Annotated in this window: 15 protein-coding genes; 12 read left to right on the plus strand and 3 right to left on the minus strand. The window is 40.9% G+C overall.

Translation table 11 applies throughout. The features are described 5' to 3' along the window. The first annotated feature begins 51 nt into the window (after window positions 1-51). The 6 genes from NSQ54_02435 (at window position 52) to NSQ54_02460 (ending at window position 4,066) form a co-directional block, all read left to right on the plus strand. Window positions 52-243 (plus strand): hypothetical protein, encoded by a 192-nt coding sequence (locus NSQ54_02435; GenBank protein WYP26992.1) that lies wholly within the window; start codon window positions 52-54, stop codon window positions 241-243. 17 nt (window positions 244-260) lie between these two features. After that, entirely contained in the window at window positions 261-752 is a 492-nt protein-coding gene (locus tag NSQ54_02440) for a MepB family protein (GenBank protein ID WYP26993.1), read from the plus strand. 84 nt (window positions 753-836) lie between these two features. After that, a complete protein-coding gene (locus NSQ54_02445) occupies window positions 837-2,117 on the plus strand; it encodes an MFS transporter (GenBank protein WYP26994.1) in 1,281 nt (426 codons plus the stop codon). Then, on the plus strand, window positions 2,077-2,688 hold the full coding sequence (locus tag NSQ54_02450; protein ID WYP26995.1) for a TetR family transcriptional regulator: 612 nt from the start codon (window positions 2,077-2,079) through the stop codon (window positions 2,686-2,688). The genes NSQ54_02445 and NSQ54_02450 overlap by 41 nt, the downstream gene beginning before the upstream one ends. An 86-nt stretch (window positions 2,689-2,774) precedes the next feature. Beyond that, a complete protein-coding gene (locus NSQ54_02455; GenBank protein ID WYP26996.1) occupies window positions 2,775-3,491 on the plus strand; it encodes an MBL fold metallo-hydrolase in 717 nt (238 codons plus the stop codon). Then, on the plus strand, window positions 3,488-4,066 hold the full coding sequence (locus NSQ54_02460) for a TetR/AcrR family transcriptional regulator (GenBank protein ID WYP26997.1): 579 nt from the start codon (window positions 3,488-3,490) through the stop codon (window positions 4,064-4,066). Before NSQ54_02455 ends, NSQ54_02460 begins: the two co-directional genes overlap by 4 nt. On the opposite strand, the gene NSQ54_02465 is transcribed toward NSQ54_02460, so the two are convergent. The 3 genes from NSQ54_02465 to NSQ54_02475 form a co-directional block, all read right to left on the minus strand. Continuing rightward, window positions 4,047-4,361, minus strand: a complete 315-nt coding sequence (locus NSQ54_02465) for a hypothetical protein (GenBank protein ID WYP26998.1) — start codon at window positions 4,359-4,361, stop codon at window positions 4,047-4,049. The genes NSQ54_02460 and NSQ54_02465 overlap by 20 nt on opposite strands. 62 nt (window positions 4,362-4,423) lie before the next feature. Beyond that, the gene (locus NSQ54_02470; GenBank protein WYP26999.1) at window positions 4,424-4,780 is read right to left on the minus strand and encodes a DUF3888 domain-containing protein; all 357 of its coding nucleotides are present in this window, start codon (window positions 4,778-4,780) and stop codon (window positions 4,424-4,426) included. 118 nt (window positions 4,781-4,898) lie between these two features. Further along, window positions 4,899-5,831 carry an aldo/keto reductase gene (locus NSQ54_02475; protein ID WYP27000.1) on the minus strand — a complete coding sequence of 311 codons (933 nt, stop codon included), beginning with the start codon at window positions 5,829-5,831 and terminating at the stop codon, window positions 4,899-4,901. Window positions 5,832-6,220: 389 nt separating this feature from the next. Here NSQ54_02475 and NSQ54_02480 point away from each other — a divergent pair, with 389 nt between their 5' ends. The 6 genes from NSQ54_02480 to NSQ54_02505 all read left to right on the plus strand — a co-directional run bounded on the left by NSQ54_02480 (window position 6,221) and on the right by NSQ54_02505 (window position 14,313). After that, the gene (locus tag NSQ54_02480; GenBank protein WYP27001.1) at window positions 6,221-6,979 is read left to right on the plus strand and encodes an ABC transporter ATP-binding protein; all 759 of its coding nucleotides are present in this window, start codon (window positions 6,221-6,223) and stop codon (window positions 6,977-6,979) included. A gap of 14 nt (window positions 6,980-6,993) precedes the next feature. Continuing rightward, window positions 6,994-8,823, plus strand: a complete 1,830-nt coding sequence (locus NSQ54_02485) for an ABC transporter permease (GenBank protein ID WYP27002.1) — start codon at window positions 6,994-6,996, stop codon at window positions 8,821-8,823. Window positions 8,824-9,189: 366 nt separating this feature from the next. Further along, window positions 9,190-10,185: a LacI family DNA-binding transcriptional regulator gene (locus tag NSQ54_02490; protein WYP27003.1), complete on the plus strand. Its 996-nt coding sequence runs from the start codon at window positions 9,190-9,192 to the stop codon at window positions 10,183-10,185. Window positions 10,186-10,244: 59 nt separating this feature from the next. Beyond that, the gene (gene yicI / locus NSQ54_02495) at window positions 10,245-12,560 is read left to right on the plus strand and encodes an alpha-xylosidase (protein WYP27004.1); all 2,316 of its coding nucleotides are present in this window, start codon (window positions 10,245-10,247) and stop codon (window positions 12,558-12,560) included. A gap of 117 nt (window positions 12,561-12,677) precedes the next feature. Then, complete coding sequence (locus NSQ54_02500; GenBank protein ID WYP27005.1) at window positions 12,678-13,520, plus strand: S-adenosyl-l-methionine hydroxide adenosyltransferase family protein; 843 nt, start codon at window positions 12,678-12,680, stop codon at window positions 13,518-13,520. An 88-nt stretch (window positions 13,521-13,608) separates the two neighbouring features. Beyond that, the gene (locus NSQ54_02505) at window positions 13,609-14,313 is read left to right on the plus strand and encodes a YitT family protein (protein WYP27006.1); all 705 of its coding nucleotides are present in this window, start codon (window positions 13,609-13,611) and stop codon (window positions 14,311-14,313) included. Window positions 14,314-14,335 lie beyond the last annotated feature (22 nt).

A 14,335-nucleotide genomic window follows, 5' to 3' on the forward strand; every position in this document is an offset into this window, starting at 1 on the left:
AGAGCCTCAGTTCGTAGAAATAAGTGAGATATTGTTAAAGATGGGGATTGTATGAAGTGTGGAAAGTGCGGAACTGAAACAATTGAATGTCATGTAGATCAAGGGTTATCAGGATTTATCGTTAAAAATCCTGAGGGAGCAAAGCTATTTACTAACAGCAAACTCTCAGTAATTAAGCCCATCGTTTGTATACGCTGTGGATACACTGAATGGTATGCTGAAACGCCTGAAAAACTTTTATAGAAAGAGAGTGTTTGTACATGCATTCAGAGTTACTTATTCGGGCCATTCTTCAAGAGAATTATACATTAGAAAATCTTATAAAAGAGAATAGTAACAAAGACTATGAAGGCTTTTCTGTACGTATTGATGGTGTTGCTTTTCGGAGTCGCCTTGCAAAAGCTACTCCGAAAAAGAAAGGGTACTTTGTAGCTGTCTGGTTAAAAGACAATCAAGGAATAAATCAAGCTTATTCAGAAGATCAAACCCCTGACAAGACCATTATCTCAGTTATCGATGAGACACTTCACATGAAAGGACAATTTGTCTTTCCGAAAGAGGAAATGATAAAACGAGGGATCATCAAAACGGAAAGTCAAAAAGGAAAAATGGCTTTTAGAGTCTATCCAGATTGGGTCACAGGATTAAATGCTACCGCTAAGAAAACGCAGGATTGGCAAAGCCTATACTTCATAGACTTATCAGATCATCAACCAGTAAAAGAGATTGAGCTATTATATTTTCACAAATAATCCAAAAGAAAATCTTGTAAAGTGACAACCTTGTCGTTTATAATAACGACAAGGTTGTCACTTTTGTTTTCTGGAGGGATTTAGTTGGAAAATGTAAAGGCTAAAAAGCTGTTTCAAAACAAGGGATATGTGTACATGATTGCTGCACAAACGTTATCATCGCTTGGAAGCTGGCTGGATATGCTTGCTTTAATGGGGCTTGTTGCTTTGAAGTGGAATGCGTCGCCACTTGAAATGTCTGGAGTGATCCTGATGCTTGTGGCTCCAATGGTACTTCTAGCGCCAATTGCTGGAGTGTTAGCAGATCGGTTTGAACGGAAGCACATTATGATCATCTCAAACGTCGTTTGTATTGTTCTTGTTCTTGGCATTGCATTTTCCACTGCTCTTTGGCAGGTTTATGTTCTGTTATTTGTGCGAGGATTTTTTGAGTCGCTTTTTGGACCCGCTAAAAGTGGAAAGGTCAAAGAAATCGTTGGCATGGATCACATTCAAGCAGCGATGGGAATCAGTGGAATGATTGATAATGCGTCTAAAATCATCGGGCCTTTTCTCAGTGGGCTGTTGGTTGCTGTGATTGGAATTCAAGGTTCTTTTATCACAAATGCTATTGTAATTGGGGTCTCTACATTAATCCTATTAAAAGTACCGAAATCGATTCAAACTCCTCAAAAAGATCAAACAGTAAAAAAGAGCTGGATGACTACATTACAATCTGACTTACGAGAAGGATTTGCGTTTCTCCGTACCATACCCGTTGTGTTAATAAGTGTGTTGTTGCTCAGCTTTATGATGCTAGCTCTTCAAATTGCAGACACTCAAATCATCATTCTCTTACGTGATATTTTTTCAGATCCGACAAAGGTCATGGGCTACGGCATCGCTTGTGCTGGAACAGGGACGTTTTTAGCGAGTGCGTACTACGCAAGGAGGAAAATTCGCTCAACACTAACGATTTTATTTATAGCTACGTTAACTATGGGATGTGTTCTAGTATCTGTTGCGTTGCTTAAAGGTCTCCCTATTCCAACACTTTACATCGTGTATCCCGCATTATTTTTTATCATGGGCTTTTCGATTGGAGCCGTCTCCATTACGACCACCATTCTGACTCAAAAACAAACACCTGTGGATAAGACGGGGCGTGTCTTTGGATTTATTAACAGTTTAACCACATTCGGCATGTTACTCGGTATTATAACGGGTGGACTACTATCGGAAGGATTCGGAGTTGTGGTAGCATTTATTTTATCAGGGAGCTTGCTTATTGTTCTTGGGCTTGTCACAATCCCTGTTAAATACGTGGTAGAAAGAAGGCACATCCATGTCTCCGAAAGTATCGCAAGCGTACAAGGAAAAGCGTAGAAATGAAATTATTGCAGCGGCTAAAACCGTTTTTATCCGAAAAGGATTTGAAAAAACAACAATGCACGATGTAGTAGAAGAATCGGGAATGAGCCGAGGCGGCGTCTATCAATACTTCTCAAATACTGAAGAGATGATGAGAGCCTTGATGGATCAAGGTGAAGAAGCATTCACGGGGCAAAAAGACAGACTTTATGAAAAGTATGAAACGAGTTGGGGCGTACTCAATTCGGTCGTAGAGGCGCATAACATCGTACCAATGGATCCAGTTGGCTTAGTGATTTACGAATATTTTGTTGCGGGTTTCAGAGAAGCAAGTAAAGAACGAACACAGTTTTTAAAAAAGCGCCTACAGAACGTGAAGGGCTTTTACATTGATGTAATAGAAAAGGGAACAGAAGCAGGAGAGTTTAACCCGAAACAAACACCGGATGTCATTGCATCGTATCTCATCATCCTGACAGACGGTTTAATTCTTCATCGGAATTTAGGCGAAGAGATGGAGACAGACATAGGTGGACTAATTGAAGGGTTAAAAATGTATTTGAGAAATGCGTTAGGTATGGATTAAACATCCTGTCAATTTAAAAAGAGTTGCATAAACTAATCGAATTAGTTATTATAAAACTAATTCGATTAGTTTATTTGAAAAGGATGATGAGAATGAAGGTAACAAAGATCAATCATGTCTATCAGCTGACTTTTATGCCTACGTTGTTTCCAGTAAATTGTTACCTTATCGAGGAAGAAGAGTACCTTACACTCATTGATGCGGCCTTACCGTCTAGCTACAAGAAAATAATGAAGACCGCCGAGAGAATTGGAAAACCGATTCAGCAGGTTATCTTAACACATGCACATAGTGATCATATTGGGTCGTTAGATAAACTAAAAGAACTGCTGCCACATGTTCAAGTTAGCATATCAAAAAGGGATGCCCGGTTATTAAAAGGTGATAAAGGACTTTTACAAGGTGAAGATGATACACCTATTCGGGGCGGTGTTCCAACATCGATTCAAACGTTACCAGATCGGTTGCTTGTAGAAGGCGACCAAATTGGTTCCTTGACTGTTGTTGAAACTCCGGGGCATACACCAGGATCTATCAGTCTTCTTGATACACGAACAAATGCAGTCATTGTAGGGGATGCGCTTCAAGTAAGAGGAGGCATTGCTGTATCAGGTGTCATGAAATGGCGTTTTCCAGCTCCTGCATTCGCAACGTGGAGTAAAGTAAAGGCTCTTCAAAGTGTACTAAAAATCCGTGAGTTGAATCCAACACTACTTGCTGTTGGACATGGACAAATGATAGCGTCTCCTGAAGAACAAATTAATTTGGCAATAAAGGAAGCGGAAAGAAGGCATATGGGATGACTCCAAGAAGAGGTTTAACAATATCAGACATAGTAGACTCAGCATCTAACATTGCTGATGAGCAGGGGCTAAAACAGTTATCAATCGGAGTATTGGCTGAGAAATTAAAGATCAAGCCACCCTCTTTATATAATCATGTTCGTGGCCTCGATGAGCTTCATGATTTACTTGCCGTTCATGGATGTCAAAAGCTTTATGAAAGGTTAGAAGAGAGCGTCTTAGATGTGAGTAAAGAGGATGCTGTTAAGCAATTTAGCTATGCTTACGTTAGATTTGCCAAGGAGCATCCTGGACTATATGAAGCGACCTCTCGTGCTGCGGAGGAGGAAAACGTTGAGCTGAAACATGCGCAAGAACAGATCGTATTTGTGATTTTGCGAGTACTAGAGGCATTTGACTTAGAGACTGATCATGCGATTCACGTCATTCGGATGCTGCGCAGTATGTTACATGGTTTTGTTACGCTTGAGCAGGCGCAAGGATTTGGTTTGCCATACGACTTAGACCAAACACTCGATGTGATGATTGGTACATTTTTGAAGGGGTTAACGGATGCTACTGATGATTTAGCTTAATCGTATGTACTAACGTGACAGCGGTTGTTATAAGAATAAAAGCGGTATAGAGGTATACAATGTTTTCTCCTAAGTGTGAAATGACAAAAGGCATACTAAAAAACGTCAACGCCATCATTAGAGAGTAAATTCCTAGACCTTTTGCAATCTGGTCATGGTTCGCCTTAATCATATGTCTTGAGAAACCTAAGCTAAAAAAGGTAACAAAGGAAAGGTTCCTCTTTATACCTAAACCATAAGCTATGATTAGTAAAAGGATGGATAAGATTAAACACACGAAAAAACCATCTGGCATGATGATGCCTCCTTACGTTAGAGGAAACTGTTCGTATATCCATTTTATACCTTCATTCATTCTCACTCAACGCTTTTTAAACCTAACACTCTCACACCATCTAGCGTAATGAAATACGTCACCACAATATTACCTTCAGGGGGATTGTGTGCCCCGGTGTAAGTGTTGTATTTAACGGAAAGCTTGATGGAATAATCTTCGTTATTAACGTTATTCATAGCTAGGATCTCTGCATTCCAAAGGTCAAAGCTTCGATCAGGGAACTGCTTCTTTATTTCTTTTACTGTCTCTGGAAACAGCAGGGTAAGGATGGCTTTTGTTTCAGGGTCTTGAGGGGATTCCGCAAGACTTACACAGTTAAAACCGAAGCTTATAGACAAGCTCAGAATGATCATTAACAGGGTTCGATTTTGTTTCATGCATGCATACTCCTTCATTTAATATAAAGGTAATATGTTACAAAGCAACTCCCTCCATACGAAACAAGAAAAAATGGCGAAGGATTCAACAATTGAATCCTTCGCCATTCACGTTTTCTTATTTAAAAATCTCATCAATTGCCTTCCACTCTTCAGCGGTAAGGGTGACGTCGAGTGTTTTTAGGTTATTTGATACTTGGTCAGGGCGTTTGGCACCTGGGATGAGGGCATCGATTCCGTCTTTTTGAAGATACCATGCAAGTGTAAGGTGGGCGGTTTCTACGCCTTTGCTTGAAGCAATTTCTTTTAAGGCTTCGACCTTTTCTAAATTGTGTTCAAATGCATCTCCTTTAAATAAAGGATGGTTCGCTCTGATGTCATCAAACGTTGAATTCTTGTCGTACTTTCCGCCTAGTAATCCAGCTGCAAGAGGGAAGTAGGGGATGAATGAAAGCTTGTTTTCAACGATATACGGAAGCACGTCATTCTCGGCATCACGCGTGAACAAGTTGTACTCGCCTTGTAAGACGTCTACATATCCATCTTTGTTTGCTTCTTTCAGTTGTTCGATGGAGAAGTTTGATACACCAATAGAGCGGATTTTCCCTGCGTCCTTTAATTCTTTTAGCGCACCAACTGCTTCGTCCTTTGGTGTGTCTTCATCTGGAAAATGAATGTAAAACAAATCGATGTAATCCGTTTGTAGACGGCGAAGGGCATCATCCACCGATTGCTTTAGAAAAGCTGGAGAGTTGTCCATTTTTACATCACTACCTTCAAAGCGATGTGCTGCTTTGGTCGCGATGACAAGATCCTCGCGATTGCCTGCTTCCTTCACAACCTCACCAACAAGTCGCTCCGAATGCTCAGGACCATAAATGAAAGCTGTATCCAGAAAGTTTATTCCTTCTGACAGACCTGTCCGAACGAGCTCTTTCCCTGTTTCTTCATCTAGATTGTTAAACAGATTGTGTCCACCAACTGCATTTGTACCAAGACCAATAGGGTTTACAAATAAACCTGATGTACCAAGTTCTACTTTTTTAGACAATGTCAACATCCTTTCATTTATAGAGGTTCACATCTATGATAGCAAAGCTTTCCAAGTGGGACGAAGAATATGCTTAAGGCTTCCGGGGCACCTTACTAAAAAAATGGAGTGGGATTATTGTTTCAGTTGTTTAACGTAGGTGTACCCGTCTTTTTCTGGATGATTATGATTGTGTCGGTGATTCTGACAAGTAAGCTGCCATCAAATAAAAAAAAGTAGGGACTTGTTTTAGATGGGCTGTACCATGACAAATGGTACGGCCTGTTTTTCATTTCAACACAAAGGCTGAAACTTACATGATTGTAAGCTAGATGTTAGTTAAATCGATTCGAGTGGTCGCATAGTGCGTGTTATCTTTTGAGTACAAACAAACATAGGAGGACGGCGCAATGACACATTCAGTGGTACATGTTTCAAACGTGGAGAAAGTATACGGCAAAAAAGGGGAGAATCAATATAAGGCTTTAAACAATGTCAGTATGGAGATAGACAAAGGAGAATTTGTAGGCATCATGGGGCCATCAGGGTCTGGTAAAACAACATTACTAAATGTGATTTCGACTCTTGATGGCATATCAAACGGCAAAATTCAGATTGATGGAACGGATATTACAACGATGAATCAAAATCAGCTTGCTGATTTTAGAGCGCAGAAGCTCGGGTTTATTTTTCAGGACTTTAATTTGCTTGAAAGTATGACGGTATACGAAAACATTGCATTACCGCTTTCACTTCAAAACGTATCAACAAAAGAGATCTCACCAAAAGTACATGCGGTTGCAAAAACGTTGGATATTGAATCCATCTTACAAAAGTATCCTGCTCAACTATCAGGGGGGCAAAAGCAACGATCAGCAGCGGCACGTGCGCTTGTCCACAACCCTAGCATGCTACTTGGGGATGAACCGACGGGAGCTCTTGATTCAAAGAATGCACAGAGCTTGCTTGAGACCATGACCCATTTACATGAAGATCACAGCATTACGATTATGATGGTCACTCACGATGCAAACGCGGCAAGCTATTGCAAACGAATCATCTTTATCCAAGATGGGGAGCTTTATAAGGAAATTACTCGAACAGGGACACGTGAAGAATTCTTTAGGCAAATACTCGACGAATTAGCTGCACTAGGCACACAGGCGTAGAGAGGAGGAGTAGCATGTTATCAAAACTCGCAATATCCGGAATTAAAAGTAAGCTAAAAGATTATATCGTCTTGTTAGCTGGCCTCATCATGTCCATTTCAATCTTCTATATGTTCCAAACACTTGCTTGGAACAAAGACTTTACATCTGAAAACTCGATGATTAATAGTATTCAGTTAGTATTCAACGTAGGCTCTGTCCTGCTTGCAGTCGTTACATTCTTCTATATCCTTTACACCAACTCTTTTCTTTTATCATTACGTCAAAAAGAATTTGGAATGTATATGCTACTTGGGGCAAAGAAAAAGCAAATTCAAAAAATCATGTTTTTAGAGACAGTTGTCATTGGAATTGTATCGCTTGCTATTGGAATTGGGATTGGGGTATTGCTTGCAGAAGTTGTTGGAAAACTGTTAATGCGTACATTAAACTTTGAAAGCACCACTTATTCTTCCTTCTTCTTGCCAGCAATAGCGATTACTCTTGGTTTTTTTGTCATCCTATTTTTGATAAACGGCATCATTAATTCGATCCGGTTAGCACGACTACAGGTTCTAGAATTGGTACATGCGGATGCACAAACGGATCGTGTACCTGTGAGAGGGAAAGGAAAAATCATTTCAGCAGTTCTTGGGGTTATCTCACTTGCGATTGGTTATTATGCCTTAATCAATATGGAGAATCTTAGGGAGTTAGGGCTGATACTCGCTCCACTTGCAACGACGCTTGGAACGTACTTGATTTTTTCATCCCTTATTCCAACGATCGTAAACCTCCTGAAAAATACAAAAAGCTTAAATGAAAAGGGCATTCAAGCCTTTACGTTTTCTCAGCTTCGGTTTCGCATAAATGGACTCAAAAAAATGCTGGCAACTGTAACGATGCTCATTGCACTTGGAGCTGGTGCGATCTCAGCTGGAATGGCATTCCAGAACAATATCAGTATCTTAATTGAGTATACAGATGTCTATGATGTAACTATTTTTGATCCGAATGATGAGGAAAAGAGCGTCTTAGAGTCAGTTGATTTTACTGAGACAAATGAATACCGCTACAAGATCGATGACGAGTATTTATATTTCCTAGACGAGGACCTTGATACCCAACGTCCACTTATTTATGAAAATCAAATGATCAGAGAATTAAAGCCGGAAACAAAGCGATTAGAAGCCGAAATTCCTGCGGTCACTCGGGATCTTACGGATGATCAACAATACATGGATCCAGAATGGAGCGCATTTCTTTTCAGTATTAGTGAACCGAACTTTCCTGATTCTGGTCCCGTGGTTGTAACGAATGAAGACTTTTTAAACATAGATGAACCTGAGAAGACAGTGATTATCGGAAAAACAGAATCATTTACTGATTATTTACCTCAGTGGCAGCAAATATACGAAAGCCAACAAGAGCGTTTTGAATCAGTTATGTATTATAGTAAATATGCGAGTTACGAAATGTTAAACAGTTTTTCAAGTGGAACCGTCTTTATGGGCTTCTTTTTAGGAATTGCCTTCTTAGCGATGATGGCAAGCTGTCTAATGTTTAAGGTACTATCAGGTGCAACAAAGGACATTGGTCGTTATGAGATGCTACGTAAGATTGGTGTAAGACCAAGAGTTTTATCTGGATCCATTTATAAGGAACTGTTCTTTATCTTCTTGTTCCCAGGAATTTTTGGTATCACGCACGTGCTAGTTGGGATGAATCTATTTTCCTTTATCTTGGTTGAACCTTACTATAAGATTTGGATCCCGATCATACTCTTTCTTGGAATTTACACGATCTATTATCTAATTACCGTTCATCTGTATAAAGGAATGGTTTTACCTAAGATAAAAAACTGAATTAGAGTGGGAGAGACATAACTAAAAATCAAAAAGAGAATGGCGAATGATTCGATTCAGAATCATTCGCCATTCTTGATTTTATCTGAACGAGCGGAGGGAGAACCCGAGACTCCTACGGAACAGAACGCGGTGAAGACACTGTAGCGGCGTTTTCCCCGCGGAGGGGGCTGAGGCCGTTCCCGTGGAAAGCGAGGGATTCTCCTGCAGCGGATTCGGTGCTATGTTCGTGTCTTGCTGTCCACATTAATGTTGTGTCCTCACCTTTTCTCCGCGTACTTTTCTCACTATTTAAATAATTTATCTTGATGATTTTAAAGGCTTCGTGTACGATAACGGAAAGAAAGAAAAAAGAGGAGAGAGAAAATGATAGCGGTTACAAAAACCACAGCCAAAACCATAGCAGAAAAACTAGGTTTATCTATAGCCACTGTAGACCGCGCTCTGAATAATCGAGGAAATGTCAAAAAGGAAACCTATCAGCGCATTATGGATATGGTGGAAGAATTGGGATACAAGCCAAATAAACTAGCTTCTGTTCTATCACGGAAAATGAACTATAAGATTGCTATTATCTATCCATCCTTTGGCCAATATTTCTGGGATCAAGTGGAGGTAGGGCTGAATAAAGCCATTCATGAGCTAACGGATTATGGCGCTGAGTTTACCGTTTTTCGAATGCACGAAGCAGAACTGTCTGCACAAACGCTCATACGTAACATTATGGATCAGGATCAGTATCATGCCATTGCTATAGCTGCTGGTGAAGAACCGCTTGATGATGTGATCAGAGAAGCAATGGCTAAAGGCATAACGATTTGTACGTTCAATCAGGACATTCAAACGAGTGGTCGATTGTTTTATGTAGGTGTCGACTATGAGCAAGCGGGCAAGCTTGCAGCTGAATTAACATGCAAGTTTGTAGGCAAGAAAGGCCGTGTGGCGGTTGTCGGCAAAAATGATGACTTTCAGACGCGAACAAAGAATCAAGGTTTTCTTGATGCGGTTGAAGCTTATCCCGACGTAGAAGGTATTGGGCCATTCTCTGTGGAGGAATTTCTCAGTCAAACCGACCCCATTGATGGCGTATATGTTTCAACCTCCGATATCTTTAGAGTCGCAGAGGCCTTGTCCGAACAGAAACGAACCCCCATCATAATCTGTCATGATTTAAATCAAGAAATCTATCAATATTTGAATACGGGAGTCATTACAGCTGCAATCACTCAAGAGCCTTTTAACCAAGGGTACTTGGTTTTGACTCAATTATTTGGCTATCTTGCTTTTGAAGAGGATATAAAAGAGCATCAAATCATAAAGTTAGAAGTAGTGATGAAGGAAAATGCTAAGTATTATGTATAGGCTTAGCTTTTCACTCACATAAATGAGGTACGGTCATCATTTTGTAAAGGGAGATGTCTATGAAGTTTAGTAATGGATGTTGGATGGATAAAGAAGGGCATATCATTAAAAGTCCAGCTGAGTTGTACGACTGGAAACAAGATCAGGGGAAGTTGACATTGTACGCCCCCTTTCAAAAAATTCACCACATTGGTCAGACCCTTGATGGAGGGGTCTTAACGGTCGAATTGTCATCACCAATAGAGAACGTCATTCGCGTGAAAGCCTATCATCATGTAGGTTCTGTTACAGAAGAGCCATCATTTGCTCGCGCAGATCAAAAGCCTAATGTGAATATAGAGGAAAAGGAAGAAGAGATCCTTGTTTCATCCGGACAGCTGCATGCACATGTGAAGCGAGATCCGTGGAAAATTGATTTCAGGTTTGATCAGAAGCTACTGACTTCGAGTGAATCTAGATCACTTAGCTATATTCATAATGAAAAAGGCGAGCCCTACATGCGTGAACAGCTTTCACTTGATATTGGGGAACTGATCTATGGACTTGGCGAACGATTTACTCCATTTGTGAAAAATGGTCAGGTCGTTGATATCTGGAATGAGGACGGGGGAACGGGGAGTGAGCAGACTTATAAGAACATTCCTTTTTACATAAGTAACAAGGGATACGGCGTATTTGTGAATCATCCAGAACACGTTTCTTTTGAAGTGGCTTCTGAAAAAGTATCCAAATCTCAGTTCAGTGTGGAAGGGGAATGCCTTGATTATTACATCATTGCAGGTGAAGGGTTAAAAGAGGTACTACACAACTACACAGAGCTAACAGGAAAACCACCACTCGTTCCATCGTGGTCTTTCGGTCTGTGGCTTAGCACCTCTTTTCTAACAAACTATGATGAGAAGACCGTCCATTCGTTCGTAGATGAAATGATTGAACGAGACATTCCGCTTGATGTCTTCCATTTTGACTGCCTATGGATGAAGGAACTAGAATGGTGTAATTTTGAATGGGATGACCGTGTCTTTCCAGACCCGGTAAATATGTTAAAGCGACTAAAAGAGAAGGGATTAAAGATTTGTGTCTGGATTAACCCATACATTGCTCAAAAATCTCCACTATTTAAAGAGGCAGCAGATCTTGGTTTTCTTTTAAAAAGAGAAGATGGACGTGTGTGGCAATGGGATAAGTGGCAGGCGGGAATGGGCTTAGTAGATTTTACAAACCCAGCTGCGACAAAGTGGTACACAGATCATCTAGATAAACTGATTGATATGGGTGTAGACAGCTTTAAAACAGACTTTGGAGAGCGTATCCCCCTTGATGTTGTGTATGCAGATGGATCATGCCCGAAGAAAATGCATAACTATTATACACAGCTCTACAATGAAAGCGTGTTCGAATTATTAGAGAAACGATTCGGAACGTCTCAAGCTGTTGTCTTTGCGCGCTCGGCAACCGTTGGGGGTCAGACGATGCCTGTTCATTGGGGTGGTGATAGCTTCTCTAACTATTCATCTATGGCAGAAACCTTACGTGGAGGTCTCTCCCTGAGTCTGGCAGGCTTTGCTTACTGGAGTCATGATATTGGGGGATTTGAGACGGGATCAACACCAGATCTATACAAACGCTGGACTCAATTTGGACTTTTATCCTCTCACAGCCGTTACCATGGTAGTGGTGATTACAAAGTGCCGTGGCTCTATGATGAGGAAGCGGTAGAAGTTACACGGCAATTCACTAAGCTAAAGTGTCGCCTTATGCCTTATTTGTATTCGACCGCAGTGGAGGCAACAAAAACAGGTGTTCCAATGCTTCGGCCAATGGTTCTTGAATTTCCTGAGGATGAAACATGTCATTATCTTGATCGACAATACACACTTGGAAGCGAGCTTCTCATAGCACCGATTTTTAATGATCAAGGGAATGTACGCTACTACTTACCAAGAGGTGAATGGACCAACCTGATTACGAACGCTAAAGTGAGAGGAGAACGGTGGATCACTGAAACACATGATTACACATCCTTACCACTAATGGTTCGTGAAAACTCCATTCTGGTATATGGTCAAACCGACTCCACGGCGAGCTACGATTTTACAGAGAATGTCTCGCTACATCTTTTCTCGCTTATTGACGGAGAGGAAGCAAAAGCAATTCTTGTGCGTGAGTCAGGAGATGCAGCTGGATATGTCATCGCGACTAAAGCAGGCTCAACGATTACCGTGAAAACAAGCGGATTCACATCTGTATATTCCATTGTTCTACGTAATGTACATTCCATTCGTTCTCATTCAAGTGGGGATCAGCAACAAACAGTGGATGGGACAGAGCTTACAATTGAATCGGGCGTAGAAGAAGTGGTGGTTGAGTTGTAAAAGGGTATAGAAAGGCCGGATGAACAAATAGTTCACCGGTTTTTTAGATTAATGCTTTTTGACATAAGTTTCTCCTTCCTTCATATACTAGGTGCAACTCATGCGTAGGGGGTCCATATGAATCAACTGCTTGTGTTGCAATCTGATTTTGGATTGAGTGATGGGGCGGTTAGTGCCATGTATGGTGTAGCCTTGTCTGTTAATCCAGATTTAACAATATCTAATCTTACGCACGACATTCCACCTTTTCATATCTGGGAGGCTTCTTACCGATTGCTTCAAACCGTTCCTTATTGGCCAAAAGAAACGGTGTTTGTATCAGTTGTGGATCCAGGTGTTGGATCCAAGCGTAAAAGTATAGTTGCAAGGTTAGTTACCGGTCAATTTGTCATAACCCCCGATAATGGGACTCTTTCACATCTGTTAAAAGGTGTTAGAGTTGATGAAGTCAGAGAGCTTGATGAAACGAAAAATCGCTTGCCGCATTCAGGGGAGTCGTACACCTTTCATGGGAGAGACATCTACGCATACACCGGGGCGAGGTTGGCAAGTGGAGTTATATCTTTTAATGAGGTTGGAGGACGATTAAACTCAGACCAACTTGTTCGACTTGACATAAATGAAGCTAAGCTTTTCACAAACGAGGCAATAGGCCAGATTGATATCTTGGACATACGATACGGTAATGCGTGGACAAATATTCCGAGGACATTATTTACACAAACAGGTGCTACTTATGGTGATCAAGTGAAGGTTCTACTCACACGTGCACGTACAATCCTTTATCAAAAAACAATCCCATTTGGTCGATCATTTGCGGATGTTCCTGTTGGGCAGGATCTTCTCTATGTGAACTCTCTTGATTATCTAGCCATTGGAACAAATCAGAAATCATTTGCTGATGCGAATGCAATAGGGACAGGAACCGGTTGGGTTGTCTCAGTTCAGCCACATCATTAACTAATTTTGCATCTTGAGTTCATCTCCCTTCTTCTTTATACTTACTTAGTAAAACGAAGTATTGAATGGTATAGAGAGAAGGGTAAGGATGAAACAAAGGGTAGGAGAAAGTACGTCCATAAAAAGAGGGTTCACGACAATGCTAATTAAGTGGGCTGTTTTTTTAATGGGGTTACTTGTTTTAGCAACAGGTGGCGCGTTTATGATTAAGTCTGCGTATGGCTCGGCGACATGGGATGTTTTGCACATTGGTTTGTCCCTAAATTCAGGCTGGTCGATCGGCTTATGGGTACAACTTGTTGGATTAGTTATGATTGGCATATCTTGTTGGATTGACGGTAAAAAACCTCAAGTAGGTAGTTTCGTTAATATTATATTAATTGGATTCTTTTTAGACGGAATGCTGCGTTTGCCGATCTATCCCGTAGACATGCTCTGGTGGGAAAGCCTATTATTCCTACTAGGTGGCATTTGCATTCTCGGATTCGGGGCGGGCATGTATGTCGCTACTGGACTAGGTGCAGGGCCAAGAGATGGTATGACGCTTGTTCTTGCAAAGAAAACGGGCTTATCGATTCGACTCGTACGTACGCTCCTTGAAGGTACGGCGTTATTACTTGGTTGGCTACTCGGAGGACCGGTAGCAGCAGGGACATTTTTATCGGTCTTTTTGATTGGACCAGTGATGCAGACATCCATAGGATTTTGGCGCAAACAGATGGCAAGGCTTGATGAAAAAGAAGAGAGCCTTATTCCTGTCACAGAACCTACATTGAAAATAAATGAATCATAAGCAAAAAGACGAATGCCTTAAA

Origin of the sequence: Alkalihalobacillus sp. FSL W8-0930, from assembly GCA_037965595.1 — a bacterium.
GTDB lineage: Bacteria > Bacillota > Bacilli > Bacillales > Bacillaceae_D > Alkalicoccobacillus.

Bases quoted from the DNA above. Each gene is read 5' to 3' on its own strand.
- NSQ54_02435 (WYP26992.1), top strand. From the start codon at position 52: ATGAAGTGTGGAAAGTGCGGAACTGAAACAATTGAATGTCATGTAGAT.
- NSQ54_02440 (WYP26993.1), top strand. From the start codon at position 261: ATGCATTCAGAGTTACTTATTCGGGCCATTCTTCAAGAGAATTATACA.
- NSQ54_02450 (WYP26995.1), top strand. From the start codon at position 2,077: ATGTCTCCGAAAGTATCGCAAGCGTACAAGGAAAAGCGTAGAAATGAA.
- NSQ54_02455 (WYP26996.1), top strand. From the start codon at position 2,775: ATGAGAATGAAGGTAACAAAGATCAATCATGTCTATCAGCTGACTTTT.
- NSQ54_02460 (WYP26997.1), top strand. From the start codon at position 3,488: ATGACTCCAAGAAGAGGTTTAACAATATCAGACATAGTAGACTCAGCA.
- NSQ54_02465 (WYP26998.1), bottom strand. From the start codon at position 4,361: ATGCCAGATGGTTTTTTCGTGTGTTTAATCTTATCCATCCTTTTACTA.
- NSQ54_02470 (WYP26999.1), bottom strand. From the start codon at position 4,780: ATGAAACAAAATCGAACCCTGTTAATGATCATTCTGAGCTTGTCTATA.
- NSQ54_02480 (WYP27001.1), top strand. From the start codon at position 6,221: ATGACACATTCAGTGGTACATGTTTCAAACGTGGAGAAAGTATACGGC.
- NSQ54_02485 (WYP27002.1), top strand. From the start codon at position 6,994: ATGTTATCAAAACTCGCAATATCCGGAATTAAAAGTAAGCTAAAAGAT.
- NSQ54_02490 (WYP27003.1), top strand. From the start codon at position 9,190: ATGATAGCGGTTACAAAAACCACAGCCAAAACCATAGCAGAAAAACTA.
- yicI (WYP27004.1), top strand. From the start codon at position 10,245: ATGAAGTTTAGTAATGGATGTTGGATGGATAAAGAAGGGCATATCATT.
- NSQ54_02500 (WYP27005.1), top strand. From the start codon at position 12,678: ATGAATCAACTGCTTGTGTTGCAATCTGATTTTGGATTGAGTGATGGG.
- NSQ54_02505 (WYP27006.1), top strand. From the start codon at position 13,609: ATGAAACAAAGGGTAGGAGAAAGTACGTCCATAAAAAGAGGGTTCACG.